This window comes from Streptomyces sp. NPDC088706 (assembly GCF_044752765.1).
Taxonomy (GTDB): domain Bacteria; phylum Actinomycetota; class Actinomycetes; order Streptomycetales; family Streptomycetaceae; genus Streptomyces.
The window spans coordinates 1083177-1106355 of sequence record NZ_JBIVLW010000001.1 but is presented as its reverse complement, the minus strand read 5'-3'; the positions used below and the strand labels follow the sequence as shown (position 1 = coordinate 1106355).

Genomic DNA, 23179 nt, shown 5'->3' with positions numbered 1-23179 from the left:
AAGATCACGCATGAGCAAACGCGCAACCTCATCATTCGCTACCACCACTGATCACCCCTTTTCGCGCGCGTCACCAACACGTCCGCCAGGCGCAGAGAATCCCGGGAATCGGCCGCGAGGCGTTCCAGGCAGACCATGCGCGTGGCGTCACTCATCGGAACTTGATCAAGGATTCTGGCTATGGCCGCAATGCCGGTCACAGCGTCCAGGAAGGCCACCCAGTCCCATTCCTTCTCCGGTATGCCGCTCACGACTCCCCGCCCCCTCTCTGCTTAGCCGGAGGGGTCACGGGAGCCGCCCCGGGAAGGACTGCCGAGGCGCGGAAGCTTGTTCCCTTCCTGCCGTCGATCTCCCAGGCCACGGCCATCAGGTCGTTGAGGATGACCCTCATGCCCTCCGTGATGCCTTTCGGCTCGCCGCTGACGGTCACCTCGATCACGTCGGCCCGTCGCCGGTCGAGCTGCCGGACCGAGACGCCGACCACCCAGGTTTCCGTGCCGTCAGCGTCCGTGCGTATCTGGCCCGTTTCCTGATTCACGCGAGGCTCAGGCGGGACAACACACATGAGTGACCCGAGCCGAGCCACATCCACTGGTATTCGCTGCATATTGGGTCCCTTCGCAGATGATCTCTGATAGGGCGTCAGGAATGGCCTAGGGTGCATCCTTTGCCCGGATCCCAAAGCTTGCGTGTACCCATAGTGATTTGCAAGAGCAATTACACGGAATATGCCAGAGAGGCGCAGATTCAAGCCACCGAACGCGCCACGACCCGCGAGCAGTGCACTGACGCACCGTGACGGGACCGCCCGATTGGTGACCGGCAACGGGAGTCCCGTCACCCCCTGGTGACTCCTCGCGCACTCGAACCACACCCGCACCAGCCGCAACACAAAGCGACCGCGTGGTCTGTTTGGCTCAAAGAGGACCTTGCCCGCCATACCGCCACCGGGGCGAGGTCGAGCGGTCCAACTTTTCTCTACTCAATCAAGGCCCGCACAGCGTGCGGGCGGTGGGCCCAACGGCCGGGCTGCGGCTGACGCCGGTCCCGACCGAGGCCCACCGCCCGCACGCAACCGAGCCGATGATCGGCGATGTTGAACGCTTCTGACGAGGCGTCAGGCTGTACACGTCCCTGCATGTTGCCGCGCCGTCGCCCGCGCCGGACTGAGGCCGGGGGTGTACCGGTCCAGTCGGCACCCCGTGCACTGGACCCACTGATGCCCGTTCGCGTCCTCCAGGACGTAGACCGTGCCGCGCCCCTTCGTGCGGATGCCCGCCCCAACCTTCTTACGACGCACCACAGTTGATCTTCCTTTCACCTAGGTTCATTCCAGGGTGGCCCGGGGTGGAGGGCGGCGACAGGCTTTAGGCAGCCACGATGGGGCGAGCCTCTAAGATCGCGGGCCAATCGGACGCAACCACGGGCAGGTTCACCACCCGCCCGATTCGCCTGGCGAGCGTAAGGCCCGCGATCTCTCGCCCCATCGCAGCTCCCGCCCAAAGCCTGTCGCCGCCCTCCACTTTGCCCATGCCCGGCGCTCGACAGCTCCCCGTCACCCCACCAGAGCAAGATCATCTACGGGTGTGACGGGCCAGCCGGCCAAAAGCAGGCAGGCCGCCCCTCCGTGCCCCGGACACGGCGAAGGCGCGGCCCCCTCGAAGTGAGGAGACCGCGCCACCGCAGTCGTCAGCGCTTGAGGTAGGAGCGGTGCACCCACCCGCGCGTCTCATGCGCGATGCCCGACCGACTCTTGCCGACCACGACGACCTTGACCCACGGGGAGCCGACGTACGACTCCCGGATGAAGACACGGTCACCCCGGTAAAGAAGGCCCTTGACCCACCCGGCCGGAGCCGCCCGGAACCGCAGGGCAGACGCCGTCACCTTGTGAGTCTTCAACCCCTTGGGGATCTTGTACTCGGCCGCCGACGACGAGGGCGCCGCCGCAGCCGTGCCCGAAGCCGCCACGCCCCCCACCGTCACCATCAGACCGGCCAGCACCGCAGCCACAGCAAGACCGAGGCGCGAACGCAGGAAACTCATATGCAAACCCTCTCGATGATTCTTGGGTCACCATGCAGGTGGACCCCGGATGAGAGAGAGTTTGCTCCTTCGCGTTTGCAAATGTCAATGGCGTTCCCGCAGTGGATGTCAAGATCGTTTATGTGGACCGGGGCAGCCGGCCAAAAGCAGGCAGGCCGCCCCTCGGTCGCGATCCTCAACCGGACCAGGGCAGCAAAGAGCCCCACCACCCTCAGAGGGCAGTGGGGCTAGTAGAAGTGCGGCTGCTAGCCGAGCTTGGCGAGCTGCACCAGTCCCGCGAACGCCCGCGTGCTCACCATCAAGACAGAGCCGTCTAGGCACTTGCTGTCCCTCAGCGGGATGACGCCATCTGCGGCACAAGCCGGGTTCCACTCGACGCATTCACCGCCGTTCGCTTGGCTGTAGGAGCTGCTACGCCACCCATCCGCAGGGATGACCAGGCACGGTCGGTGAGAGTTCATGAATAACGGCCCTTCAGGATGGAGGAGATGAGGTCAGCCGACGCATCGGGCGAAGCGGCCATAGCCATCAAGAGATCATAGGCATCCGTCGCCCTCTGAACGTCGTCCTGCTCCGCGAGAACGTATCCGCGAGGGAAGCCATCCACATGGACGACGTCTTCGTCATCAGGGAAGGACAGGATTCCGAACGGCGAGGCGTAGCCGTGGTGGTTCCCTTCGTCCTTCACCACCTGGACGCGATGACGGGGAGTGTCTGCGAGCACTAACAGGTGCTCCAGTTGCTCACGCATCACGTCGCGACCCCCTACCTGGTTGGTCAGCGCCGACTGATTCAGGATCAGCCAGAGGCAAGCAGGATCGGTTTCGCGCTCTAGAATCTGCTGCCGCTCTATGCGGCCGGTGACCAGGCTTTCCAGGTTCGGTGGGCGATCCGTTCGCAGTACCGCGCGCGCGTACCGCTCTGTCTGGACCAGCCCCGGCATGAGCTGGGGGTGGAACATGCGAAGGATGCTCGCTTTCCACTCCAGTTGGAGGTAGGGCCGGAACCACCCCGGGAAGGCGTATCTCAGGGCAAGTGGGTAGAGGCGCTGAAAGCGCCCTTCCGCCCCGGGGAAGATCCGGTCACACGCTCGCGCGAAGCTTAAGTGCGGCAAGCGCGTTCCTGCCTCCACCTTGGCGACCAGGGAGTAGCCGCAGGCCGCCTCAGCTGCCAAAGCCTCGCGCTTGATCCCGTGCCGCTCCCGCTCCACCTTGACCTCATTGCCGAAGAACGTCAGCGGGGTATCGGCCGCATCCTGATCTTTTGACTCTGCTTCAACGGTCACGTCTGCCCCCAACGTCTGCTGGACAACTGGCCCTGTCCAACTGGACAGTTCAGACGGTCCAGCCTAGCCCTCTGTTGCGTCGCCGTCACAATGCCGAGTCTGTACTCAGAACGGCACCACGGACGACCGTGAGGCACAGGCAATGACGCAAGCAACCCCAAGCAGCGGACTGGAACACCGGTTCGCCTCAGTGCTCTTTGCAACAACGGCGGACACGACTCCGTACGAGTCGCCGATGAAGTACCCGCCGTGCGACTGCGGCGCCCCCATCTGCCCATGGCGCAAACAGACCAGGGCAGAGCAGCAGTCGAGCGAAGCGGGCGTGTTCGCCGAGCTTCGCCAGCGCGTATGCCGCCAGCAATGGCGCTTGACCTGATGGTTCATCAAATCGCCCTGACCCGTCCGCTTCACCGGTCGAGCCAGGGCTAAGCCAACCAGCTATGAGGAGCTGACCGACCTATGAAAGATCGTATCGTCAGGATGGTGAGCGCGTTATGGGTGCTCATACTCCCCCCGGGGAACGGCCACCACGCCGTCTACCGCCACACCACGAGCCCGAGCCGGGCGCGGGACCTCCAGCAGACCTTGCGGAGCCCGTGGCTGGAGCCTTGGCCCGGACCGAGCCGCGAGACCGTCGCCCAGCGTTGGGCGGACGATGAACGTGACATGACGATCCCCCTCAGGATCGTTCCGGGAGACCTTCGCCAGGCGCACGCCTCGGACCCTCTCCGAGCCCGGTTCGAGTGGCGCCGCTGCTTCGACCGGACTTCGTACGGCGACGAGTTGGACCCGCGCCAGGAGCGTCAGAAGGCTCTGAGTTCGGCCGCCGCTGGTTTCGCCTACCCGTACACGTACCCCGGGGCCCCGTTCCCGGAATCCACCATCGAGGCCACATAGATGCGCAGGGGAGAGACCCGGGCCGACTACGCCCACCGTGAGAGCGCCGTCCTGAACGATCGAGACAAGATCACCGACCGTGCTGCGGCGAACGAGTCCGTAGGAAGGATCGCACGGGAGTACGGCATCGACAGGCGCACCCTTGCCAGGATCCTGGACGGCTGGAGCGCGGCGCGGCGCCGGGCAACCCGAGACGTGAATCTCGCCCAAGGCCCCTGCAAGCGCCGGTAGTTCGATCTACCGCACTCGCAGGTATGCCCGCTCGATCCCCAGTGATCAACGCGGGTTGCAGTACCTGCTGTGGGGCCGCAAGGCGTGTTCCACGGCGGATGGAAACAGTCTGTCCGGCTGCCTGTCGGTGGCAGCCGGACAGACCTTCGACCAGGCCGACCCGGAGACCCGCAAGGACGCCACTGCGGACGCGTTGGCCGCCCTGGCAGCCACGTTCCCGTCGTCCAGTCCCGGCCCTGCCCCAAAGAGGCAGAGCAGGCCCACGCGGGGATTCGTGTACCCCCCGAAGAAGGACGACGACTAGCCCCGCTCTCACCCTCCCCGGACCGGCCCCGTCCGTGTGCCGCCCCCATGGCACATGGGCGGGGCCTTTCACTGCCCCGACACCTCAGGAAAGCCCTCAACCGTGCTGCAATGCACCGCCGTTACAAACACACCGATCACCGAAGCAGCCGTCGCACTGACCACCTTGGAGGGCGGCCCCGTCCACCCCGAGGACGCTCTCTTAGAAGAGTTCGTGCTCTGCGAGCTTCCCGAGCACGACGAGACCGCCGAGCATGCCTCGCAGCTATACGTAGGTGAAACGCGAGACGATCAAGACCTTTGGCTGCTCTGGACGGGTACCGACGCCCACCGGATTTACCGGCTCGAAGCGCTTCCCATGTGTCCGGCCAGACTCCACGAACGTCACACGGGCCTGACCCGCCGCTGCATCTTCTTCTACAACCACCGGCCCCGAGATCACTCGTTCTTCGTGACTGATCCTCTCCGCCAAGCACTAGCGGAGGAACTCCGAGCCGGGCTGCGGGACCGCACCGACGACACCGACGACACCTGACACGAGGTTCACCAAGCTATGCGCCGATGCACCTCAGCCGTACGGCTGGACTTCCCCGCCCACGTCGTCGCTCTCTTCGCCCCCACACTGCGCCTGGAGGACCACGACGCCTTCTGTGAGCTTGGCGAGGGCCACGACGAAGACCACGCCGACCTCATCAACATCGAGGACCCCACCGGACCCGACCGGGCGGTCTGGGCCCGCTGGAACGAGCGAACCGCCAGGCTCGCATCCCTGGACTGGTGCCAGACCGAGAACCACAAAGAGGATGCCTGCGGGCTGTTCGCAGACCACCCAGCCGCCCACGGCTGGGACGTCAGGGACCTACTGAAGGAAGCGCAAGCCCTGGCACTGGAGAGGGAATTTCAGCGCCGCCACAGGCACCCCCGGAGCGACGGAAACTAACCCGAGGAAGATCACCCGCGACCAGACCGGGACAGCCGGCCAAAAGCAGGCAGGCCGCCCCTCCGTCGAGCCCGCCACCTTCGACGGACCACACACAAGAGGGCCCCACCAGCGCAACAGCGCCGATGGGGCCCCTTCTGTCTCTCGTCAGGCCCTGCCCTCATCAGATGTGCCCAAGAGCGATGCAACCGCGCCTCTCTGCTCAGAGGTAGGCGCAGGCGCCTTGTCCAGCTCCTCAGCGATCCAGACATCTAGGTCCACGCTCGTTCGCCCTAACCATGTAGGGCCTGACCTGGTGTTTTCTTCACTGTGGTTAACCTTCATACAACTACTGGGTCAACGCCAAGGGGTGGAGCAACCCCTCCTGGATGAAGGTGATGCGGCTGGACAACCGGGTCGCCTACATCACCACCGGGATCTTCGTCGTCGCCATGCTCATCGTCGGCGCCGAACTGCTGCACGCCTCGCAGATCGCCCTCACCTCCGGCGACCGCGGACTGATCGACCTGGGCAAGGTGCTGGAGGACCGGTTCGGCACGGGCACCGCGAAGCTCTTCCTGGTCGGTTTCTTCGCCACGTCGTTCTCGTCGCTGATCGGCGTCTGGCACGGGGTGAGCCTGATGTTCGCCGACTTCGTGGAGCGGTTCCGCGCCCCGGCGGACCCGGCGGAGGAGCACGCGGGGCCGGCCGTCGTCGACCGGCAGCAGCGGTCGCTGCCCTTCCGCGCCTACCTGCTCTGGCTGACCTTCCCGCCGATGACCCTGCTCTGGCTGGACGAGCCGTTCGGCCTGGTCATCGCGTACGGGGTGCTCGGCGCGTTCTTCATGCCGTTCCTCGCCCTCACCCTGCTGTGGCTGCTCAACTCCTCCCGTACGCCGAGTCAGTGGCGCAACGGCTGGCTCAGCAACGGCATGCTGGCCCTGGCCGGGCTGCTGTTCGTCGTGCTCTGTGTGCAGCAGGTGCGCGACCTGCCCTGGTGACCGCGGCGCCCTGGAAACGCCGCAGCGCCGCCGGGGGAGCGGCGGCGCTGCAGGTTCGGAGGATCGCTGTGCGATACGGGTTACGGCAGGCCGCGGACGTGCGGGCCGACCGCCTTGGACCAGGCGAACCCGGCCGTCGCGTCCCAGTTGGTCGACCAGGTCATCGCGCCGCGGAGCGACGGGTAGGTCTTCGAGGGCTTGAAGGAACCGCAGTTGGTGCCCTTGGTCAGGCAGTCCAGCGCGGCGTTCACGACCGACGGGGCGACATAACCGCTGCCCGCGCCCCGGGTGGAGGCCGGGACACCGATGCCGACCTGGGACGGGTCGAGGCCGCCCTCCAGCTGGATGCAGGCGAGTGCGGTGAGGAAGTCCACCGACCCCTGCGAGTAGACCTTGCCGTCGCAGCCGAGCATCGAACCACTGTTGTAGTACTGCATGTTGACGACGGTCAGGATGTCCTTGATGTTGAGCGCCGTCTTGAAGTACTCACCCGACGTCGACTGCATGTCGATGGTCTGCGGGGCCATCGTGATGACCAGCCCGCTGCCCGCCTTGGCCGACAGCTGGCGCAGCGCCTTCGTCATGTAGGTGGCGTTGAGGCCGTTCTCCAGGTCGATGTCGACCCCGTTGAAGCCGTAGTCCTGCATCAGGGCGTACACCGAGTTGGCGAACGCGGTGGCCGAGGCGTCGTTGTCGACCCGGACCGTGCCGAGCTCGCCGCCGATCGAGATGATGACGTTCTTGCCCTGCACCTGCTTGGTCTTGATGTCCGCCCGGAACTGGGCGTCGGTGTAACCGCCCAGGCCGGCGGTGTCCAGCTTGAAGGTGACCGCGCCCTGGGTCGCCGTGGCGTCCGCGAAGGAGACCGCGATGATGTCGTAGTCGGCCGGGACGTCGGTGAGCTTCTGGACGGTGGCGCCGTTGTTGAAGTTCTGCCAGTAGCCGGTCACCGCGTGCTTGGGCACGGCGGGGCCGGGGCCACCGGAGCCGGGCTTGGCCGTACGGGCGCTGACGGCGGCGGACCTGACCGACTCGCCGGCCGCGTTGGTGGCGCTCACCGAGAACTGGTACGCCGTGTCGGAGGCCAGCCCCGTGACGGTCGCCGAGTTCCCGGTGGAGGTGGTGGCCTTCACGCCGTCGCGGTACACGGTGTAGCCCGTGGCACCCGAGACCGCGTTCCACGTCAGGGCGACGGAGGAGGTCGTCGTGGCGCCCGCGGCCAGACCGGCGGGGGCCGCCGGGATGACCGGACCGGGGCCGTCGCCGCCGCCACCGCCGTCGGGGCCCGTCACCTCGATGTCGTCGGCGAAGTAGGCGGCCTGCCCGTACCAGCCGTGGGTGTAGACGGTCACCGAGGTGGTGTTCGCGCCGGTCTTGAAGGTGGTGGACAGCTTGGTCCAGCTGGTGGAGCCCGGCGTCCAGGTGGAGGTGTCGGTCGTTCCGGTGCCGCTCACGCCGAGGTAGGCGTAACCGCCCTGCACCCAGGAGCTCAGCGCGTACGTCGAGTCGGGCTTCACAGCCACGGTCTGCGTGCACTTGGCGTTGTCCTGGCCGGCCGGGGTGGCCTTCAGCGCGGACGTGCCGCTGCGCACGGGGGTGGAGACGGTGGCGCCGCTGCCGCCGGAACAGGACCAGCTGGCGAGCCCCGACTCGAAGCCCGCGTTCTTGGCGTTGTTGACGTCGGCGGCCTGGGCGGTGGAGACGAGTCCGGTGACGGTCAGGGCACCGGCCGCGATGATGGCCATGGCACCGCCGAGGACCGGGCGGGAGCTGTGCCTTCTGCGTCTTCTGCTGCCTGCGGAGCGTTGCACGGGAGCCTCCGTGGGGAGTTGGTGGTGCGTGGCGGGGGTGCACGGCGACGGGGACGGGGAAGGCCGTGCGGGGTGGAGCAGGAACGGTGGCCACCGCTGGCGGATAAACTGGTCCAGACCAATCAAGTTGTCAAGACCTCTGGCAGCGAAAGGGCCTCCCGACTCGTCGGACGGCCGCGCTCGCGGGCGGCTGCGCCGCTGTCCGCGGGGCGCCCGGCGGGGCCGCGGACCGGAGTTTCTTTGCCGGGAGGTGACCTGGTGCCCGTGCCCCGCTACCCGCACGGGTGATCTTGCTGAAGGTCTTCGTACCGTGACGGGAGCCGTCGGTGAAAATGGTCCGGAACGCTCCTGTATCCGCCCTGACGTGCGGGAAGGGAAACGTGACCGGATGCCGGATGGCTGGTTCGGTAACGCTCCGCAGCGACACCGAAGTTGACCGGAATCGATTTCATCCCCTTTGGCACCCGACCCCCGTACGAACGGTGTTCGGATGATGACGCACTGGTCTCCGATAACTGTTCTCTGCCTGGTGAGACGTGGCTAAAGTGCTGAGACAGGAGCACGGAGCAGGAGCGATTGCGGCCGACGTCTCGACGACGGCCGGAGCCGAACGGGGAAGAGCGTGCCGACCGCGATAGCAGTGACGAGTGCAGATCTGGTGCTGCCGCCCACCGATCAGCAGACACCGACCGCGGCCCTGCTCCAGGCCCCCGAAGCCCAGGCCCTGGAGCTGGCGATCGGCGACATGCACCTGTTGCTCGAACAGCACGGATACGTGATCGCCCTGTACCCCTCCGGCATCCGGCCCGAGCACGTCAGACGCCTCCACTCCATCCGCTCGGTCCTGGAGAGCGACCGGATCGCCCTGGTGAAGGTGGATCTGCCGCCCCTCGGCGTGGCCGTACTGGTCCGCCAGCTGCGGCAGCTGTCCATCTGCGACTTCAGCCCCGGGGTGGTCGCCTCCGCCGCCCGGCTGCTGTCGCACTACATCTACGCGGGAGCCCTGCTCAACTCCGTCGCCAAGCTCGACCGGGTCCCGGTCAGCCTCAAGAGCCACGCCAAGTCCTGGGTCCCCGGCTCCCAGTTCGCCGTACTGGCCGGCCCCGAACCACAGCTCATCAAGGTGGGACCGGCCGCCGAGCCGCTGGCCGGGCCGCCGTTCCGTACGCATCTCCTCGTCGCCGCGGGGCAGTTGCGGTCGGACTGGGTACAGGAGACCCTCGCGCCCGCCTGGCAGGTCCAGGCCGTACACGAGACGGCCGTCCCCGCCGACTCCCCGCGCTGGTGGGGCACGGGAAAGCTGGTGGAGTTCGCCGCCCACCTCCCGGACATCTCCGTGCTGTACCAGCTGGTCGCCTCCGTCCGGCGGGAGAAGTGCCACTGGTGCGAGATGGAACTCATCGGCGACCGCTGCGCCTTCTGTTCCGCACCACTCGCCGCCCCCGAGAACCGCGGGCCGGCCACCGGTGTCCTGCAACGGGAAGCCGGCGACCGCTCCAGCCCCTAGGCCCGCCCGGTCCGGGCCGCCCGGCCCCCGGCCCGTACCGCCGCACCGCACCTCCCTCCGTCCGCTGCCCCACGCATCCGATCCGAACGAGGTTGTCCGGCCCATGAACTCCCGCCAGCGCCGCGGCGTGATACTCCTGCTCCTGTCGGTCCTGTGCGCCTTCGGTGCCTTCGCCGGCGTGCTCTCGGTGATCAGCGACGTGAACTCCAAGGTCGGTCCCGAAGTGACCGCCTACCAGCTGAAATCCGAGGTGGCCCCCTATACGGCCCTGCACGGCGGTCAGTTCGAGAAGATCACGATGCCCAAGCGCTGGCTCTCGGAGAACGCCGTGACCGACCTGCGGGAGGTCGAGGGGAAGATCGCCGTCACCCAGCTGCGCGGCGGCTCACTGCTCCAGTCGGACATGATGGTGCGCAAACCCGAACTCCGCGCCGGTGAGCAGGAGATCGCCATCATGATCGACTCCGCCACCGGCGTGGCCGGAAAGATCACCCCGGGCGCCACGGTCAACATCTACGCCACCTTCGCCGGCGAGCAGCAGGAGAACGGCGACCCCGCCCAGTCCAAGGTCATCGTCTCCAACGCCAAGGTGCTGGAGGTCGGCAAGCTCACCGCCCTCAACCCGGACAACGACGACCGGCGCAGCCAGGTCACCGAGGCCGTCCCGATCACCTTCGCCCTGAACACGCTGGACGCCCAGCGCATCGCGTACGCCGAGTCCTTCGCGGAACACGTACGTCTGGCCCTCGTCGCCCCGGGCGGCGACGGCACCATCCGCCCGGGCGACCGCACCTACACGCTCGACAAGGACAAGTGAGGATCGGATGACCACCAGAATCCTCCCGGCCATCGGCGACCCCGACGCGGCCCGCGCCGTCACCACCCTGCTCAGCCAGCTCCCCGACGCCGAACCGGCCGGCCCGGTCGGCGACTCGACGCAGCTCATCGACACCCTGGCCCGTCTCGCCGGCGAGGCCCTCGACGAGCTGCCCGAAGTGGTGCTGGTGCACGAGCGGATCGGCCCGGTCCCGGCCCTGGAGCTGATCCGGGAGGTTTCCCTGCGGTTCCCCTCCGTCGGGGTCGTCATGATCACCACCGACGCCGGCCCCCACCTCTTCGCCGACGCGATGGACTCCGGCGCCCGCGGCCTGGTCACCCTGCCGGTGGGGTACGAGGAACTCGCCAACCGGGTGCAGGCCGCGGCCCAGTGGTCCACCGGCGTCCGCCGCCACCTCTCCTCCGCGGGCGACGTCTTCACCGGCCCCGGCGGCACGGTCGTCACGGTCACCGGGGCCAAGGGCGGCGTCGGCGCCACCGTCACCGCCGTCCAGCTGGCCCTGGCCGCCCAGGCGTCCGGCCACACCGTCGCACTGGTCGACATGGACCTCCAGACCGGTGACATCGCCTCCTTCCTCGACGTACAGTTCCGGCGCTCCCTCGTCGACCTCGCCCTGATCACCGACATCTCGCCCCGGGTCCTGGCCGACGCCGTCTTCTCCCACTCCACGGGCCTGGCCCTGCTGCTGGCCCCCGGCGAGGGCGAACGCGGCGAGGAGGTCAGCGACCGCTCCTCCCGCCAGATCGTCAGCGCCCTGCGCTCCCGGTACGAGATCGTCGTCATCGACTGCGGCGGCCAGATGAACGGGGCCAACGCCGCCGCCATCGAAATGGCCGACGTCGCCCTGCTGGTGACGACCCCCGACGTGGTCGCGGTGCGGGGCGCGAAACGCGTCGTACGGATGTGGGAACGGCTCCAGATCCGCAAGGCCGAGGAGACCGTCACCCTCGTCAACCGCTTCACCCGCAACACCGAGATCCAGCCGCCGCTGATCCAGAAGATCACCGGCACCCGGGTCGCCGCCGCGGCGGTTCCCGCCAACTTCAAGGAGCTCCAGGCGGCCGTCGACTCCGGGCGCCTGCACGAACTGGACGCCAGGAGCACGGTCAAGCAGGCCCTGTGGGGCCTGGCCGGGGAACTGGGCATCGTCAAGCCGAGCGCCACGCCCAAGAAGGGCGGCGTCCTGGCCAGGAGGAACAGCGGCACCTTCAAGAACGACCAGGGCTCGATCGGACGCCCGCGCCGTCGGCGCGGCGGGCCCGCAGACTCTGAGGGGACACGTTGAGCCATGACGACCACGACGAGGACGGCCCGCGACTCCCTACGCGGGTCCCGGGAACGCAGGGGGCCCGATAGGCCCCGACGCCTGCGGGAGGACGACCGGGGGCAGACCGCCGTCGAATTCCTGGGCATGACCCCCTTCATCATCCTGATCATGCTGGTGCTCTGGGAGTGCGCCCTGATCGGCTACACGTTCAGCCTCGCGGGCAACGCGGCGGACGTGGGCGCGCGCAAGGGGAGCGGGGCGGAGTACGGGGCGGAGGCCGCCTGCCGGGCGGGCGCGCTGGAGGACCTGCCCAACGCCTGGTCGAGCGCGGCCCGGGTGGACTGCGGCCGGGGCTCGGACCTGTACGAGGCGACGGTGACGCTCAAGGTCCCGGTGCTGGTGCCCGGCTTGTTCGCCCTGGACATCGACATCGACGGCGAAGCCGGATCGGCGCTGGAGGACTGAGTGATGACGTCAACCGCGAACGCATCGCCGAAGGCCCGGCAGGCGCGACGGGATCGGGGCCAGGTCGCCTTGGAGTACCTCGGCTTCCTCCCTCTGCTGCTCCTCGTCGCGATGGGGGCCCTCCAGCTCGGCCTCGCCGCGTACGCCGCCAACCAGGCGGGCACGGCGGCCCGCGCCGGAGCCCGTACGGCGGCCAGCTACGACGCCCACGGGGACCCGCAGGCGGCGGCCCGGGGCGCGGTGAGCGGCTGGCTGAGCGACGGCGGGTTCCGGTACCGCCAGAGCGGCGGGCGGGACATCACCGCCACGGTCGAGATCAAGGTCCCCTCCGTCGTCCCCGGCCTGGACGGCTGGGTGGCGACCAGGAGCGCCACGATGCCGCGCGAATAGAGCCACCCACGGCACGGGCCGACCGGCCGAAGGACCAGCACCATCCGCGACACCGAGGAGAGTTGGGCAGATGAGCCTGCGGGCACGCATGACCGCCCCGGACGAACACGGCGGCGCCCGGGAGGACAGCCACATGGTGGCCACCTACCGGGCCAAGCTGCTGGAGGAGATCGACCTCGCGGAGATGTCCTCGCTGGCCGCCGCCGACCGGCGGGCCCGCCTGGAGCGCGTACTCGGCCACATCATCAGCCGCGAGGGCCCGGTCCTGTCCACCGTGGAGCGCTCGCAGCTGATCCGGCGCGTGGTGGACGAGGCGCTCGGCCTCGGCATCCTGGAACCGCTCCTGGAGGACGCGTCGATCACCGAGATCATGGTGAACGGCCCGGACCAGATCTTCGTCGAGCGCGGCGGCAAGGTGGAGCAGCTGCCCCTGCGCTTCGGCTCGCACGAGCAGCTGATGCAGACCATCGAACGCATCGTGTCCACCGTCAACCGCCGCGTGGACGAGTCGAATCCGATGGTCGACGCGCGGCTGCCCAGTGGCGAACGTGTCAACGTGATCATCCCGCCGCTCTCCCTGACCGGCGCCACGCTCACCATCCGCCGCTTCCCGCGCTCCTTCACGCTCCAGGAGATGATCGGCTTCGGCTCGTTGGACGAGCAGATGCTGATCCTGCTCGCCGGTCTCGTCCAGGCCAAGCTGAATATCATCGTCTCGGGCGCCACCGGCACCGGCAAGACGACACTCCTCAACGCCCTCTCCGGCCTGATCCCGAACAACGAGCGCATCGTCACCATCGAGGATTCCGCCGAGCTCCAGCTCCAGCAGAGCCATGTGATCCGGCTGGAGTCCCGCCCGGCCAACGTGGAGGGCAAGGGTCAGATCACCATCCGCGACCTGGTCCGCAACTCCCTGCGTATGCGCCCCGACCGCATCGTCGTCGGTGAGGTCCGCGGCGGTGAGTCGCTCGACATGCTCCAGGCGATGTCCACCGGCCACGACGGCTCGCTCGCCACCGTGCACGCCAACAACGCCGAGGACGCGCTGATGAGGCTCCAGACCCTGGCCTCGATGTCCGAGGTGGAGATCCCCTTCGAGGCGCTGCACGACCAGATCAACAGCGCCGTCGACGTCATCGTCCAGCTCACCCGGCACGCCGACGGCACCAGGAAGGTCACCGAGATCGCGGTGCTCGACTCGCACGGCCGCGACCCGTACCGGATCGTCACGGTGGCCCGGTTCAACGCGCAGCCGATGGCCTCCGACGGCCGGATCCACGGCCGCTTCCAGTACCTGCCGCTGCCCCGCAGGATCGCCGACCGTCTCTACATGGCGAGCCAGCCCATCCCCCAGGCGTTCGGCATCGCCCGGAGCGCCGAACAGCTCGCCACCCGAGAGGCCAACTAGGTACCGAGCCATGGACAACGTCAACCTCCCCCTGGTCACCGTCGGCGTCACCCTGGTCGCCTGCGTACTCGGCGTGATGGGCCTGTACGCCTACTCCGGCGGCAAGGCCGACCGCGACGCCCTGGTCGAACGGCTCTCCCACGTCGGCCAGATCCCCGAGACGGGCCGCCGCCGCCGGTTCAAGGGCCTGGACCGCCGGCTGCGGGCCACCGCGCTGGGCCGGAAGCTGGAGCTGAAGCTCGCGGCGACCGGCATGGAGCTCACCCCCGGCGAGTTCTTCGTCTACGCGCTCGTCGCGATGGCCGGGCTCTGGATGATCGCCTCCTCCCTGCTCGCGGCCTTCTTCGGGCCGGTCGCCGCGCTGATCGGCCTCTGGGGCACCAACGCCTTCCTGAACTGGCAGCGGACCAAGCGCACCGAGCGCTTCATCAACCAGCTCCCCGAGCTCTCCCGCATCCTGGCCAACGCCACCCAGGCGGGCCTGGCCCTGCGCACCGCGCTCTCCATGGCCGCCGAGGAGCTGGAGGACCCAGCGGGCGAGGAGCTGGCCAGGGTGGGGCGGAGACTGGCCGTCGGTGAACCCCTGGACGAGGCGCTGAGCGAGCTGACCGACCGGCTGCCCTCCCGCGAACTCGTCGTCCTGGTCACCACGTTGGTCCTCTCCAACCGGGCCGGCGGCACGGTCGTCAGCTCGCTGCGCAACCTCACCGAGACGCTGGAGGAGCGCAAGGAGACCCGCCGCGAGGTCAAGACCCAGCTCTCCCAGGTCACCGTCACCGCCTACGCCGTACCGGTCTTCGGCATCGGCGCGATGCTCCTGATGAACGCGGTCATGCCGGGCGCCCTGGACCGGATGACGGGCGCGTTCATCGGCCAGGCCGCGGTGGTCGTGGCCCTCGTCCTCTACGCGATCGGGTTCGTGGTCATCCGCCGCCTGTCCCGCATCGACGTCTGACACCGGGAAGAACAGGAAGAAGAGGGACGGACATGGACCTGCTGCTCGCCCTGGTCGTCGGACTCGCCGTCTACGGGGCCATCCACGGCGTCCGGATGTACCGGGCCGACGCCAAGCTCCCCGGCGACCTCGCCGTCGCGCTCGAATCCGGCTCTTCGCGTACCAGCGCGGTGGGCTCCGGTATCGACCGGCTCGGCATCCGCTGGGCCCCCATGGTGCTGCGGATGATGGGCCCCAAGGCGGTCAACAAGAAGCGCCGCCAGATCGACCTGGCCGGAAACCCGGGCGGCCTCACCATCGACCGTTACGCTGCCCGCCGAGCGGTCTACGGCGCGCTCGGCCTGCTGGGCGCCTTCTCCATGCTGCTCCGGGGCCAGCTCTTCCTGGCCCTCGTCATGGTCGCGTTCGGCCTGTTCTGGGTGGAGGCGGGGATCTGGTCGGCGATCCGGGTGCGCCGCGAGCACATCGAGCGCACCCTGCCGGACTTCCTGGACGTCCTCGCCGTCGTCGTCTCCGCCGGACTCGGCTTCCGCCAGGCGCTGGACCGGGTGGCGGAGAAGTACGAAGGCCCCTGGTCCGACGAACTGCGCATCACCCTGCGCCAGATGGACATGGGCGTCAGCCGCCGCCAGGCCTTCGAGGAGCTGCGCAGACGCAACGACTCGGAGCAGGTGGCGATGTTCGTCACCACGCTCCAGCAGGGTGAGGAGCTCGGCGCGCCGATCGTCGAGACGCTCATCCAGATCGCCAACGACATGCGCCGCACGGACGCCCAGAACGCCCGCCGCAAGGCGGCCAAGGCGGTCCCCAAGGCGACGTTCGCGGTGACGTCGTTCCTGCTGCCCGGCACGCTCGTGCTCCTCACGGTGGGATTCGTGTACGGGGCCGATGTCGACTTCTCGTTCCTCACGGGCGGCTGACATGAACGACGGACGGAGTGGGGACGACGGAAGCGACGGGTACGACGGAAACAGCGGGTACGAGGGAAACAGCGGGTACAGCGGGAACAGCCGGCACAACGGGAGCGGTCGGCACAGCGGGAACGGCGGGAACGGCGGGAACAGCCGGCACAGCGCAAACAGCTGGCACAGCCGGCCCAGCGGGTCCTCAAGGGGAATGAACCGGAGGTGGAGGTGACAGGCGCATGGCATACCAGCTGAGCGGTTCCCGGCCCGGTCTGACCGCGGACCTGACCCGGGCGCACACCGACACCCCGGCCCGCCCGGCCTTCGCCATCCAGGTCAACGCCCTCCAGGCGATGTGCCGGCAGGTGTTCGGCTTCCGCCTGGCGATGATCGCGATAGCGACCCCGTACGCCATCGGCCACACCGCTCCCGGCCTGCCCACCTGGTTCATCGGCTCGGCGGTCCTGGTCACCTTCATGGGCTCGTACGTCCTGTTCCGCGACTGGGAACGCTTCGGCCCGGTCCTCCTGCGCCACCCCTGGCTGCTGGCCGTCGACGCGCTCTTCGGCTCGCTGCTGCTGATCACGGCGACCCCCGAGTCGACCCTCGCCTACGTCACGGTCTGCACCCCGCTGCTGGCCGGCCTGGTCCAGGGCTGGCGTGGCGCCGCGGTCTTCGCGGCGCTCCAGGTGGTGATCGTCTTCGGCGTGTACGCGAGCGTCCCGAAGCTGGAGGCGGGGGGCGCGACGGGGCTGCTCCTGCCCGGCTTCTGCGTGATCGCCGGGGCGGTGGGGGTCACCCTGCGCAACCTGCTCCTGCGGTTCGGGACGGCCACCCAGGCGCTCACCGAGACCCGGGCACGGCTGGCGGTGAACGAGGCGGTGGAGGGCGAACGCACCCGTCTGGCACGGGAGATGCACGATTCGGTGGCCAAGACCCTGCACGGCCTGGCCCTGGCCGCCGAGGGCCTGGCCTGCTCGGCCGACCGCATGGACCCGGCCGCGGTGAGGCACCAGGCGGAACTGGTCGCCAGGGCCGCGCGCCGGGCCGCCGCCGAGTCGCGGGAGCTGCTCACGGACCTGCGGAGGGAGCAGGGCCTGGAGGGCGGCGTGGACCTCATGGGCGAACTGGAGTCCCAGGCGGCGGACTTCACCGCCCGCCACCGCGTCACGGCGACGTTCCGCCGCCTGGCCGAGGAGACCGTGGTCCCGCCGGTCCCGCAGGCGGTGGCCCGCCAGCTCCTCACGGTCGCCTCGGAAGCCCTGGAGAACGCGCACCGCCACGCGGACCCCACGTACTTGGTCGTCCTGGCCGGCGTGAAGGGCGACGTGCTGCGCGTCAGCGTGTACGACGACGGCTGCGGCCTGCCCGCCGGCACCACCCTGGAAGGCCTGCGCCGGGCGGGCCACTTCGGCCTGGTGGGCATGGTGGAGCGCGCGGCGTCGATCGGTGCCCGGATCCGGATCGGCCGGGGCAAGGCGGAGAGGGGGACGGAGGTACGGGTGGAACTCCCGCTGGCGGCGCTGGCGGGCGGGGCGGGAGCGGCGGGGCAGGCGGACGGGCCGGGGCAGCCGCCCGAGTCCCCGGCGGAATACAGGCCCGGGAAGCCCCTGTGGTCCCTAACGGAACCCGGGCCCGACGAGCCCTCGTGGTCCCTGGCGGAACCCGGGCCCGGGCCCGAGGTGCCGCCCCCGTTCACCGCCTCTACGGCCCCCGGTCCCTCACCGGCCCTCGGCGCCGTCCCCACCCCGCGCCTGCCATCCCCCTGATCCCCCTGATCCCCCTGTTCCCCGACCCAGAGAGGAGGTCGCAGCATGCCGGACGACGGCTTCGAACCAGGCCCCCCGCACTCCGCGACCGGTCCCCCCACCCTGCCCGCCGCGCCCGCCGCAGCGGGACTCCGGGTGGTGGTGGCCGACGACAACCCCGTGGTGCGGGCGGGTCTGGGCGTCCTGCTCTCGGGCCGGGCCGACATCCAGGTCGTCGCGGAGGCGGCGGACGGCCGGGAGGCGTACGAGAAGACGCTGCACCACCGCCCGGACGTGGTTCTGCTGGACGTCCGCATGCCGGGAGTGGACGGCATCTCGGCGCTGCCGCACCTGGTGGGCATCGCCGCCGTACTCATGCTGACGTACAGCCGCGAGAGCGAGATCGTGCACGAGGCCCTGCGCCTCGGCGCGGGCGGATACCTGGTGCACGGCGAGTTCACGGCGGACCAGCTGGTGCAGGCGGTACGGGACACGCGTGACGGCCGGGCCAACTTCACCGCAACGGCCGCCGACGCCCTGCTGGCCCACATGCGCCACGGCACGGCCCCCAGCCGGTCCCCCCTGCCCGACGGCCTGGGCGCGGCGCTCCCGACGACGCCCACCCACGCGCCCCCACGCCAGCGCGAACCTTCGGAAGGCCTTTCGCAACTGCAACCTCCTGTGGGACAGTCTTCTGTAACCGGGGGGTCGGTCTTTCCCCCCAACAGGCAACGCCACGGGCTGAGTTCGAGGGAGGTGGAGGTCATGGAGCTGATTGCGTCCGGAATGAGTAATCAGCAGATCGCCGCCACCTGCTTCATCAGCGAGAAGACCGTCAAGAACCACATCAACCGCATCTTCACCAAGCTCCACAGCGTCAGCCGCAGCGAGGCGATCGCCCGCTGGCTCGGCACGGCACCCCGGACCCCCGGGCGGCACCCATGAGCAACCGGCGGCCGAACGAGGGGGCCCAGAAATCCCTTTGGGCCCGGGAATGGGCCCACGGACCCTCTGTCCGCGCGATGGTTGTCCCCTATGTTTCTCACGTCGCCGCCAACGGCACCGGCCAGGAGGAAGCCGGTACCGGGAACGGCACCGCGGAAACGCCCGAGTCGGCCGGCAAGCGGTCGGCCGAACCAGGAGGGGAACACCATGTCGAACTTCACCCTGAAGACCGCCGTCCGCGTCAACGGCTGGGCCGACACCGCCGTCAGCACCATCCGGAAGCGTTACGCGGCGAAGGACCGGGGGCAGACGGCGTTCGAGTACCTGGGCATCATTCTGGTGGTCGTGGCGATCATCGGTGCGATCGTGGCGACGGGCATCGGCGGTGCGATCTCCGCGCGCATTCAGGGCCTGGTGAACTCGATCACCGCGAAGTGATCGGGACCCTTCGCAAGGACCGAGGGCAGGCCTTCCCCATCTACGTCATGATGGTGGCGGGTCTGCTCTTCCTTGCGCTCGCCTTCTTCGCTGTCGGCAAGGCATCGGCCCTGCGCAACGGCTCTCAAGGCGCGGCAGACGCTGCCGCACTGGCCGCAGCCCAGAGTGCCCGGGATCATTCGGCCTTTGGGCAGGGCTTCTTCGCGTCGCTTCCCAGGAACACCCTGGACGTGTTTCTCAATGCCCCGTTCGCCTCCCGCTGCGATGAAGCGGAGCGGCTGGCGGACGCCAATGACGCGGACGAGATCTCCTGCGTGGTGGATGACGGTTATCTGCGTGATCGCGTCACCGTGGAGGTGGAGGGGCGTAAGCCTGTGGATTCGCCGGTGATTCCCGGGACGGACCGGAGATTCGCCGTGGCCGAGGCCACAGCCCTCATCGAGTTCAGCTGCCCGCGCCCGAAGGCTGTGGATTTCGACAGTAACGGCGTCCAGGACCTCTTCATTTTCACATGCAAGAACGGCGAAGTGCTTCGGATCGCACCGAGTAAGCCCCAGCCGTGGGAGACGGTGAGCAGGACGCTGTTCGATGTGCGGTTGGTCGACAGATGACAACGAACAACGAGTGAAGGAAGCGGACCATGGGCATGCGGCGGATCACTACGACCAGAGGGATGGCTGTTGTGACGGCAGCCATGGCTGTCTTCGTCCTGGCCGGCTGCGGAGATGGCGGCGGCGACCAGAAGCAGACCCAGGGTTCCTCCGCCTCTTCCGCGCCGGCCAGCTCTCCCACCGAGGACAAGGGCGAGCAACAGGAGGACACCGCTGCTGACGAGGGTGTTGATCCGAACACCGAGCTCGCGGAGGTCCGAGGCCAAAATGGACTGACCCTAGTGATCAACCAGGTCAAGCGGGATACAGGTGGATTCGTCACTGTGCAGGGCGAGATCAAGAACACCGGGGACACCACTCAGAACACGTCCAACTGGGTCGGCCAGGAGTCCGCCCTGGTGGCGAAGAATCCCAACTCGGTCGCCGGTGCCACCCTGGTGGATAAAACGGGAAAGAAGAACTACTACGTGCTGCGGGACACCGACGGCAGGTGCCTGTGCACGACTGCCATCGTCCCCCTGTCTGCCGGTGATTCCGCCGCCGTGTTCATGCAGTTCCCGTCGCCGCCGCAGGAGGCGACGGAAGTCGACTTCACCCTGCCCACTTTCGCCACCGCCTCGCTGAAGATCTCTGGGTGAAAGCCGACATGAACACCATTCCGCACCTCAAGGCCCGGCGCAGCGCCGGTCGTGTGATGGCCGTCGCGGTGCTGTTGGCGAGCAGCGCCGTCCTGGGTATCTCGTCCTCGTATGCCGACGACGGCCCAAGCGTCCCGCCAGGCACCGAGGCGTCCTCCGAGCCACCGGTCCGGATCGATGCCAACGACCCCGATCTGAAGATGCCGGAGGGCGGCACCCTCGCACCCGGCAGAGTCCTCGACATCGTCCAAGTGGTCGAGGATCAAGGCGGCGAGGAGCGCCGCGAGGACAGCAACGCCGACATCAAGTTCGCGCTCCAGGCCGAAGTCCTCTTCGGCAAGGACAGCGCGAAGCTGAGCCCCGAGGCCAACGCCCGTATCGCCGCCATCGCCGACGAGATCAAGAAGCAGAACACCACCAAGGTCCGCGTCTTCGGCTTCACCGACAACCTCGGCTCCTCCGCCCACGGCGACGTGCTCTCCAAGCAGCGCGCCGACGCCGTGCACGGCGTCCTCTCGAAGGAGCTCGGCCCCACGATCACGTACGAGATCCGGGGCTACGGCGAGCAGTACCCGATCGCCAGCAACAGCGACGAGGAAGGCCGGAAGAAGAACCGCCGCGTGGAGGTCTCCTTCCCGCGCGGCGAGGGCTCCTAGCCCCTTCCGGCTCCCGGCATGCCCGGGGGCCCGGCGCGCGACGACCTCGCGTGCCGGGCCCCGGGCCGTCAGGCCGGCTGTCCGCACACCAGGTCGTGGAGGTGGCCCCCGGGTGCGCCAGCAGTTCGGCGGGCCGGCCCTGTTCGACGGTCCGGCCGTCCGCCACCACGATCACCCGGTCCGCGTCCATGACCGTGGAGAGCCGGTGCGCGATCACCAGGTTGGGGGGGCGGTGTTCTTGCCGGAGCCGTCCAGTCCACTGTTCGGCGACGGCCCGGTCGGCTTCGGTGCCCGCGTCGCTCTCCTTGCCGAAGACGATCGAGTTCGTCACCACCTCGATGCCGGTCTCGCCCGCCGCGTCGTCCTCGTCACCGCCCTTGACGGACAGTCCGCCGTCCGCATAGGCGGTGAGGGCGACGGTCGAGTACGAGATCTTCTTGTCGCCGGTCGGGCCCAAAACCGACCGGGCGCGGTCCCGCCCGCCCGTCGGGCCGACGATCGGCTGGCGGCCCCCACGGTCGATCCCCGCCGTCGGGCCGACGATCGGTTGACGGGCCCCGCGGTCGATCCCCGCCGTCGGGCCGACGATCGGCTGACGGGCCTCCGCGGTCGATCCCCGCCCGTCCGGCCCGGGATCGACCGGCGGCCCCGCAGGTGTCAGCCGGCCGAGGTCGGGGCGGACCGGGCCGGAGGACATAATCGGCAATATGTCCGACCACCAGCTCCGTACCCGGATGCCCGGCAGCCCGGCCCCGCACCTCCGCGGCCCCCGCCCCCGGACGGCCGCCGCGTTCCGGGCCGCCGCGCCCGCGCTCGCGGTCTACGCCGCCGTCCGGGCCCTGGGGCTGCTGGTCCTCTGGGTGGCCGCCCGGACCTCCGGCAAGGACCCCGTGGCGCGGCTCAGCGGGCGCTGGGACTCCGTCTGGTACCAGCGCATCGCCGAGGACGGGTACGGCTACACCGTCACCCTCCCCGACGGGGCCCTCCACTCCGACCTGGCCTTCTTCCCCCTCCTGCCCGCCCTGGAGCGCGGCCTGGCCGAGGTGACCCCGCTCACCCTCGGCGACGCCGGGCTCCTCGTCGCCTGGACGGCCGGGCTGCTCGCCGCCTGGGGCATCTTCGCGGTCGGGGCGCACCTGCACGGGCCGCGTACGGGGGTGGTGCTGGCCGCGCTGTGGGGCGTGTACCCGACAGCGTTCGTCCAGTCGATGGCGTACACGGAGACGCTGTTCACCGCACTGGCCGCCTGGGCGCTGTACGCCGTCCTCAGGGGCCGGTGGATCGTGGCGGGCGCCCTGTGCGTCCTGGCGGGGCTCACCCGGCCCTCGGCCGCCGCCCTCATCGCGGCCCTGGCGATCACGGCCGCGGTCACCCTCGTACGGGAGTTCCGCGCCGGGAACGGCATCGGCCCGGTGTTCCGCCGCCAGGCCCGGATGATCACCGGGGTGGTACTCGCACCGCTGGGCTGGCTGGCGTACGTGGTGTTCGTCGCGGTGCGCGAGGGCAGCCCCTTCGCGTACTTCGACGTCCAGGCGCAGTGGGGCAACAGCATCGACGGAGGCCGCGCGCTCGCCGCCTTCGTCGCGGGCCTGCCGCTGCCCGCGGCGCTCGGGCTCTGTGCGGCGCTCGGGCTGCTCGGCTGGTTGGTGGTGCTCTGCGTACGGCAGCGGCAGCCGCTGCCGGTCCTCGTCTACGGCATCGCGGTCGTCGTCATCTCACTGATCGGCGCCGGGTACTTCGGCTCGCGGCCCCGCCTGATGATGCCCGCCTTCCCGCTGCTCCTCCCGCCCGCCGCCGCCCTGGTCAGGCTGCGGAGTACGCCGCGTACGGCCGCCGTCCTCGCCGTACTCGCCTGCGCGTCGGCGGCCTACGGCGCCTGGACCCTGCTCGGCGCGGGCCCGCCGTAGGCGGAGCG

At 69.1% G+C, this 23179-nt stretch carries 24 protein-coding genes and 1 pseudogene; 19 read left to right on the top strand and 6 right to left on the bottom strand.

Going from position 1 to position 23179, the window contains the following annotated elements; translation table 11 throughout:
- Window positions 1–38: 38 nt before the first annotated feature.
- The 5 genes from ACIQAK_RS04960 to ACIQAK_RS04940 form a co-directional block, all read right to left on the bottom strand.
- Window positions 39–251, bottom strand: a complete 213-nt coding sequence (locus ACIQAK_RS04960; RefSeq protein ID WP_366391049.1) for a hypothetical protein — start codon at window positions 249–251, stop codon at window positions 39–41.
- The gene (locus tag ACIQAK_RS04955) at window positions 248–484 is read right to left on the bottom strand and encodes a hypothetical protein (protein ID WP_366391050.1); all 237 of its coding nucleotides are present in this window, start codon (window positions 482–484) and stop codon (window positions 248–250) included. The genes ACIQAK_RS04960 and ACIQAK_RS04955 overlap by 4 nt, the downstream gene beginning before the upstream one ends.
- A 1205-nt stretch (window positions 485–1689) precedes the next feature.
- Complete coding sequence (locus tag ACIQAK_RS04950; RefSeq protein ID WP_366391051.1) at window positions 1690–2046, bottom strand: hypothetical protein; 357 nt, start codon at window positions 2044–2046, stop codon at window positions 1690–1692.
- 245 nt (window positions 2047–2291) lie between these two features.
- A complete protein-coding gene (locus ACIQAK_RS04945; RefSeq protein WP_366391052.1) occupies window positions 2292–2507 on the bottom strand; it encodes a DUF397 domain-containing protein in 216 nt (71 codons plus the stop codon).
- Window positions 2504–3331: a helix-turn-helix transcriptional regulator gene (locus tag ACIQAK_RS04940; RefSeq protein WP_366391053.1), complete on the bottom strand. Its 828-nt coding sequence runs from the start codon at window positions 3329–3331 to the stop codon at window positions 2504–2506. The genes ACIQAK_RS04945 and ACIQAK_RS04940 overlap by 4 nt, the downstream gene beginning before the upstream one ends.
- A gap of 666 nt (window positions 3332–3997) precedes the next feature.
- On the opposite strand from ACIQAK_RS04940, the gene ACIQAK_RS04935 reads away from it, so the two are divergent.
- The 4 genes and pseudogenes from ACIQAK_RS04935 to ACIQAK_RS04920 form a co-directional block, all read left to right on the top strand.
- Window positions 3998–4228 carry a hypothetical protein gene (locus ACIQAK_RS04935; protein ID WP_366391054.1) on the top strand — a complete coding sequence of 77 codons (231 nt, stop codon included), beginning with the start codon at window positions 3998–4000 and terminating at the stop codon, window positions 4226–4228.
- A gap of 637 nt (window positions 4229–4865) precedes the next feature.
- Window positions 4866–5297: a hypothetical protein gene (locus ACIQAK_RS04930; protein ID WP_366391056.1), complete on the top strand. Its 432-nt coding sequence runs from the start codon at window positions 4866–4868 to the stop codon at window positions 5295–5297.
- An 18-nt stretch (window positions 5298–5315) separates the two neighbouring features.
- Window positions 5316–5702: a hypothetical protein gene (locus ACIQAK_RS04925; protein WP_366391057.1), complete on the top strand. Its 387-nt coding sequence runs from the start codon at window positions 5316–5318 to the stop codon at window positions 5700–5702.
- Between the two features lie 320 nt (window positions 5703–6022).
- Window positions 6023–6682: pseudogene (locus ACIQAK_RS04920) on the top strand (Nramp family divalent metal transporter); the annotation flags it as partial.
- An 80-nt stretch (window positions 6683–6762) separates the two neighbouring features.
- Here the strand turns inward: ACIQAK_RS04920 and ACIQAK_RS04915 are convergent.
- Window positions 6763–8493 carry a glycoside hydrolase family 18 protein gene (locus ACIQAK_RS04915; protein ID WP_366391058.1) on the bottom strand — a complete coding sequence of 577 codons (1731 nt, stop codon included), beginning with the start codon at window positions 8491–8493 and terminating at the stop codon, window positions 6763–6765.
- A gap of 640 nt (window positions 8494–9133) precedes the next feature.
- Here ACIQAK_RS04915 and ACIQAK_RS04910 point away from each other — a divergent pair.
- The 15 genes from ACIQAK_RS04910 to ACIQAK_RS04840 all read left to right on the top strand — a co-directional run bounded on the left by ACIQAK_RS04910 (window position 9134) and on the right by ACIQAK_RS04840 (window position 23171).
- Window positions 9134–10000 (top strand): hypothetical protein, encoded by an 867-nt coding sequence (locus tag ACIQAK_RS04910; RefSeq protein WP_366391059.1) that lies wholly within the window; start codon window positions 9134–9136, stop codon window positions 9998–10000.
- 103 nt (window positions 10001–10103) lie between these two features.
- On the top strand, window positions 10104–10817 hold the full coding sequence (gene cpaB, locus ACIQAK_RS04905) for a Flp pilus assembly protein CpaB (protein WP_366391060.1): 714 nt from the start codon (window positions 10104–10106) through the stop codon (window positions 10815–10817).
- 7 nt (window positions 10818–10824) lie between these two features.
- Entirely contained in the window at window positions 10825–12123 is a 1299-nt protein-coding gene (locus ACIQAK_RS04900) for an AAA family ATPase (protein ID WP_366391061.1), read from the top strand.
- Between the two features lie 3 nt (window positions 12124–12126).
- On the top strand, window positions 12127–12570 hold the full coding sequence (locus tag ACIQAK_RS04895) for a TadE family protein (protein WP_366391062.1): 444 nt from the start codon (window positions 12127–12129) through the stop codon (window positions 12568–12570).
- 3 nt (window positions 12571–12573) lie between these two features.
- Window positions 12574–12960 carry a TadE/TadG family type IV pilus assembly protein gene (locus ACIQAK_RS04890; RefSeq protein WP_366391063.1) on the top strand — a complete coding sequence of 129 codons (387 nt, stop codon included), beginning with the start codon at window positions 12574–12576 and terminating at the stop codon, window positions 12958–12960.
- Between the two features lie 70 nt (window positions 12961–13030).
- Window positions 13031–14368, top strand: a complete 1338-nt coding sequence (locus tag ACIQAK_RS04885; protein WP_366391064.1) for a CpaF family protein — start codon at window positions 13031–13033, stop codon at window positions 14366–14368.
- A 10-nt stretch (window positions 14369–14378) separates the two neighbouring features.
- A complete protein-coding gene (locus ACIQAK_RS04880) occupies window positions 14379–15323 on the top strand; it encodes a type II secretion system F family protein (protein ID WP_366391065.1) in 945 nt (314 codons plus the stop codon).
- 32 nt (window positions 15324–15355) lie between these two features.
- The gene (locus tag ACIQAK_RS04875; protein WP_366391066.1) at window positions 15356–16243 is read left to right on the top strand and encodes a DUF5936 domain-containing protein; all 888 of its coding nucleotides are present in this window, start codon (window positions 15356–15358) and stop codon (window positions 16241–16243) included.
- A 224-nt stretch (window positions 16244–16467) separates the two neighbouring features.
- Window positions 16468–17997: a histidine kinase gene (locus tag ACIQAK_RS04870; protein ID WP_366391067.1), complete on the top strand. Its 1530-nt coding sequence runs from the start codon at window positions 16468–16470 to the stop codon at window positions 17995–17997.
- A 45-nt stretch (window positions 17998–18042) separates the two neighbouring features.
- Window positions 18043–18921, top strand: coding sequence for a response regulator transcription factor (locus ACIQAK_RS04865; protein ID WP_366391068.1), 879 nt, complete (start codon window positions 18043–18045; stop codon window positions 18919–18921).
- A gap of 207 nt (window positions 18922–19128) precedes the next feature.
- The gene (locus tag ACIQAK_RS04860; RefSeq protein WP_366391069.1) at window positions 19129–19359 is read left to right on the top strand and encodes a hypothetical protein; all 231 of its coding nucleotides are present in this window, start codon (window positions 19129–19131) and stop codon (window positions 19357–19359) included.
- Window positions 19356–19970, top strand: a complete 615-nt coding sequence (locus ACIQAK_RS04855; protein WP_366391070.1) for a pilus assembly protein TadG-related protein — start codon at window positions 19356–19358, stop codon at window positions 19968–19970. The genes ACIQAK_RS04860 and ACIQAK_RS04855 overlap by 4 nt, the downstream gene beginning before the upstream one ends.
- 29 nt (window positions 19971–19999) lie before the next feature.
- Window positions 20000–20608: a hypothetical protein gene (locus ACIQAK_RS04850; protein WP_366391071.1), complete on the top strand. Its 609-nt coding sequence runs from the start codon at window positions 20000–20002 to the stop codon at window positions 20606–20608.
- Window positions 20609–20664: 56 nt separating this feature from the next.
- On the top strand, window positions 20665–21264 hold the full coding sequence (locus ACIQAK_RS04845) for an OmpA family protein (RefSeq protein ID WP_401363430.1): 600 nt from the start codon (window positions 20665–20667) through the stop codon (window positions 21262–21264).
- A gap of 707 nt (window positions 21265–21971) precedes the next feature.
- Window positions 21972–23171, top strand: a complete 1200-nt coding sequence (locus ACIQAK_RS04840) for a hypothetical protein (RefSeq protein ID WP_366391073.1) — start codon at window positions 21972–21974, stop codon at window positions 23169–23171.
- The last annotated feature ends 8 nt before the right edge of the window (window positions 23172–23179 follow it).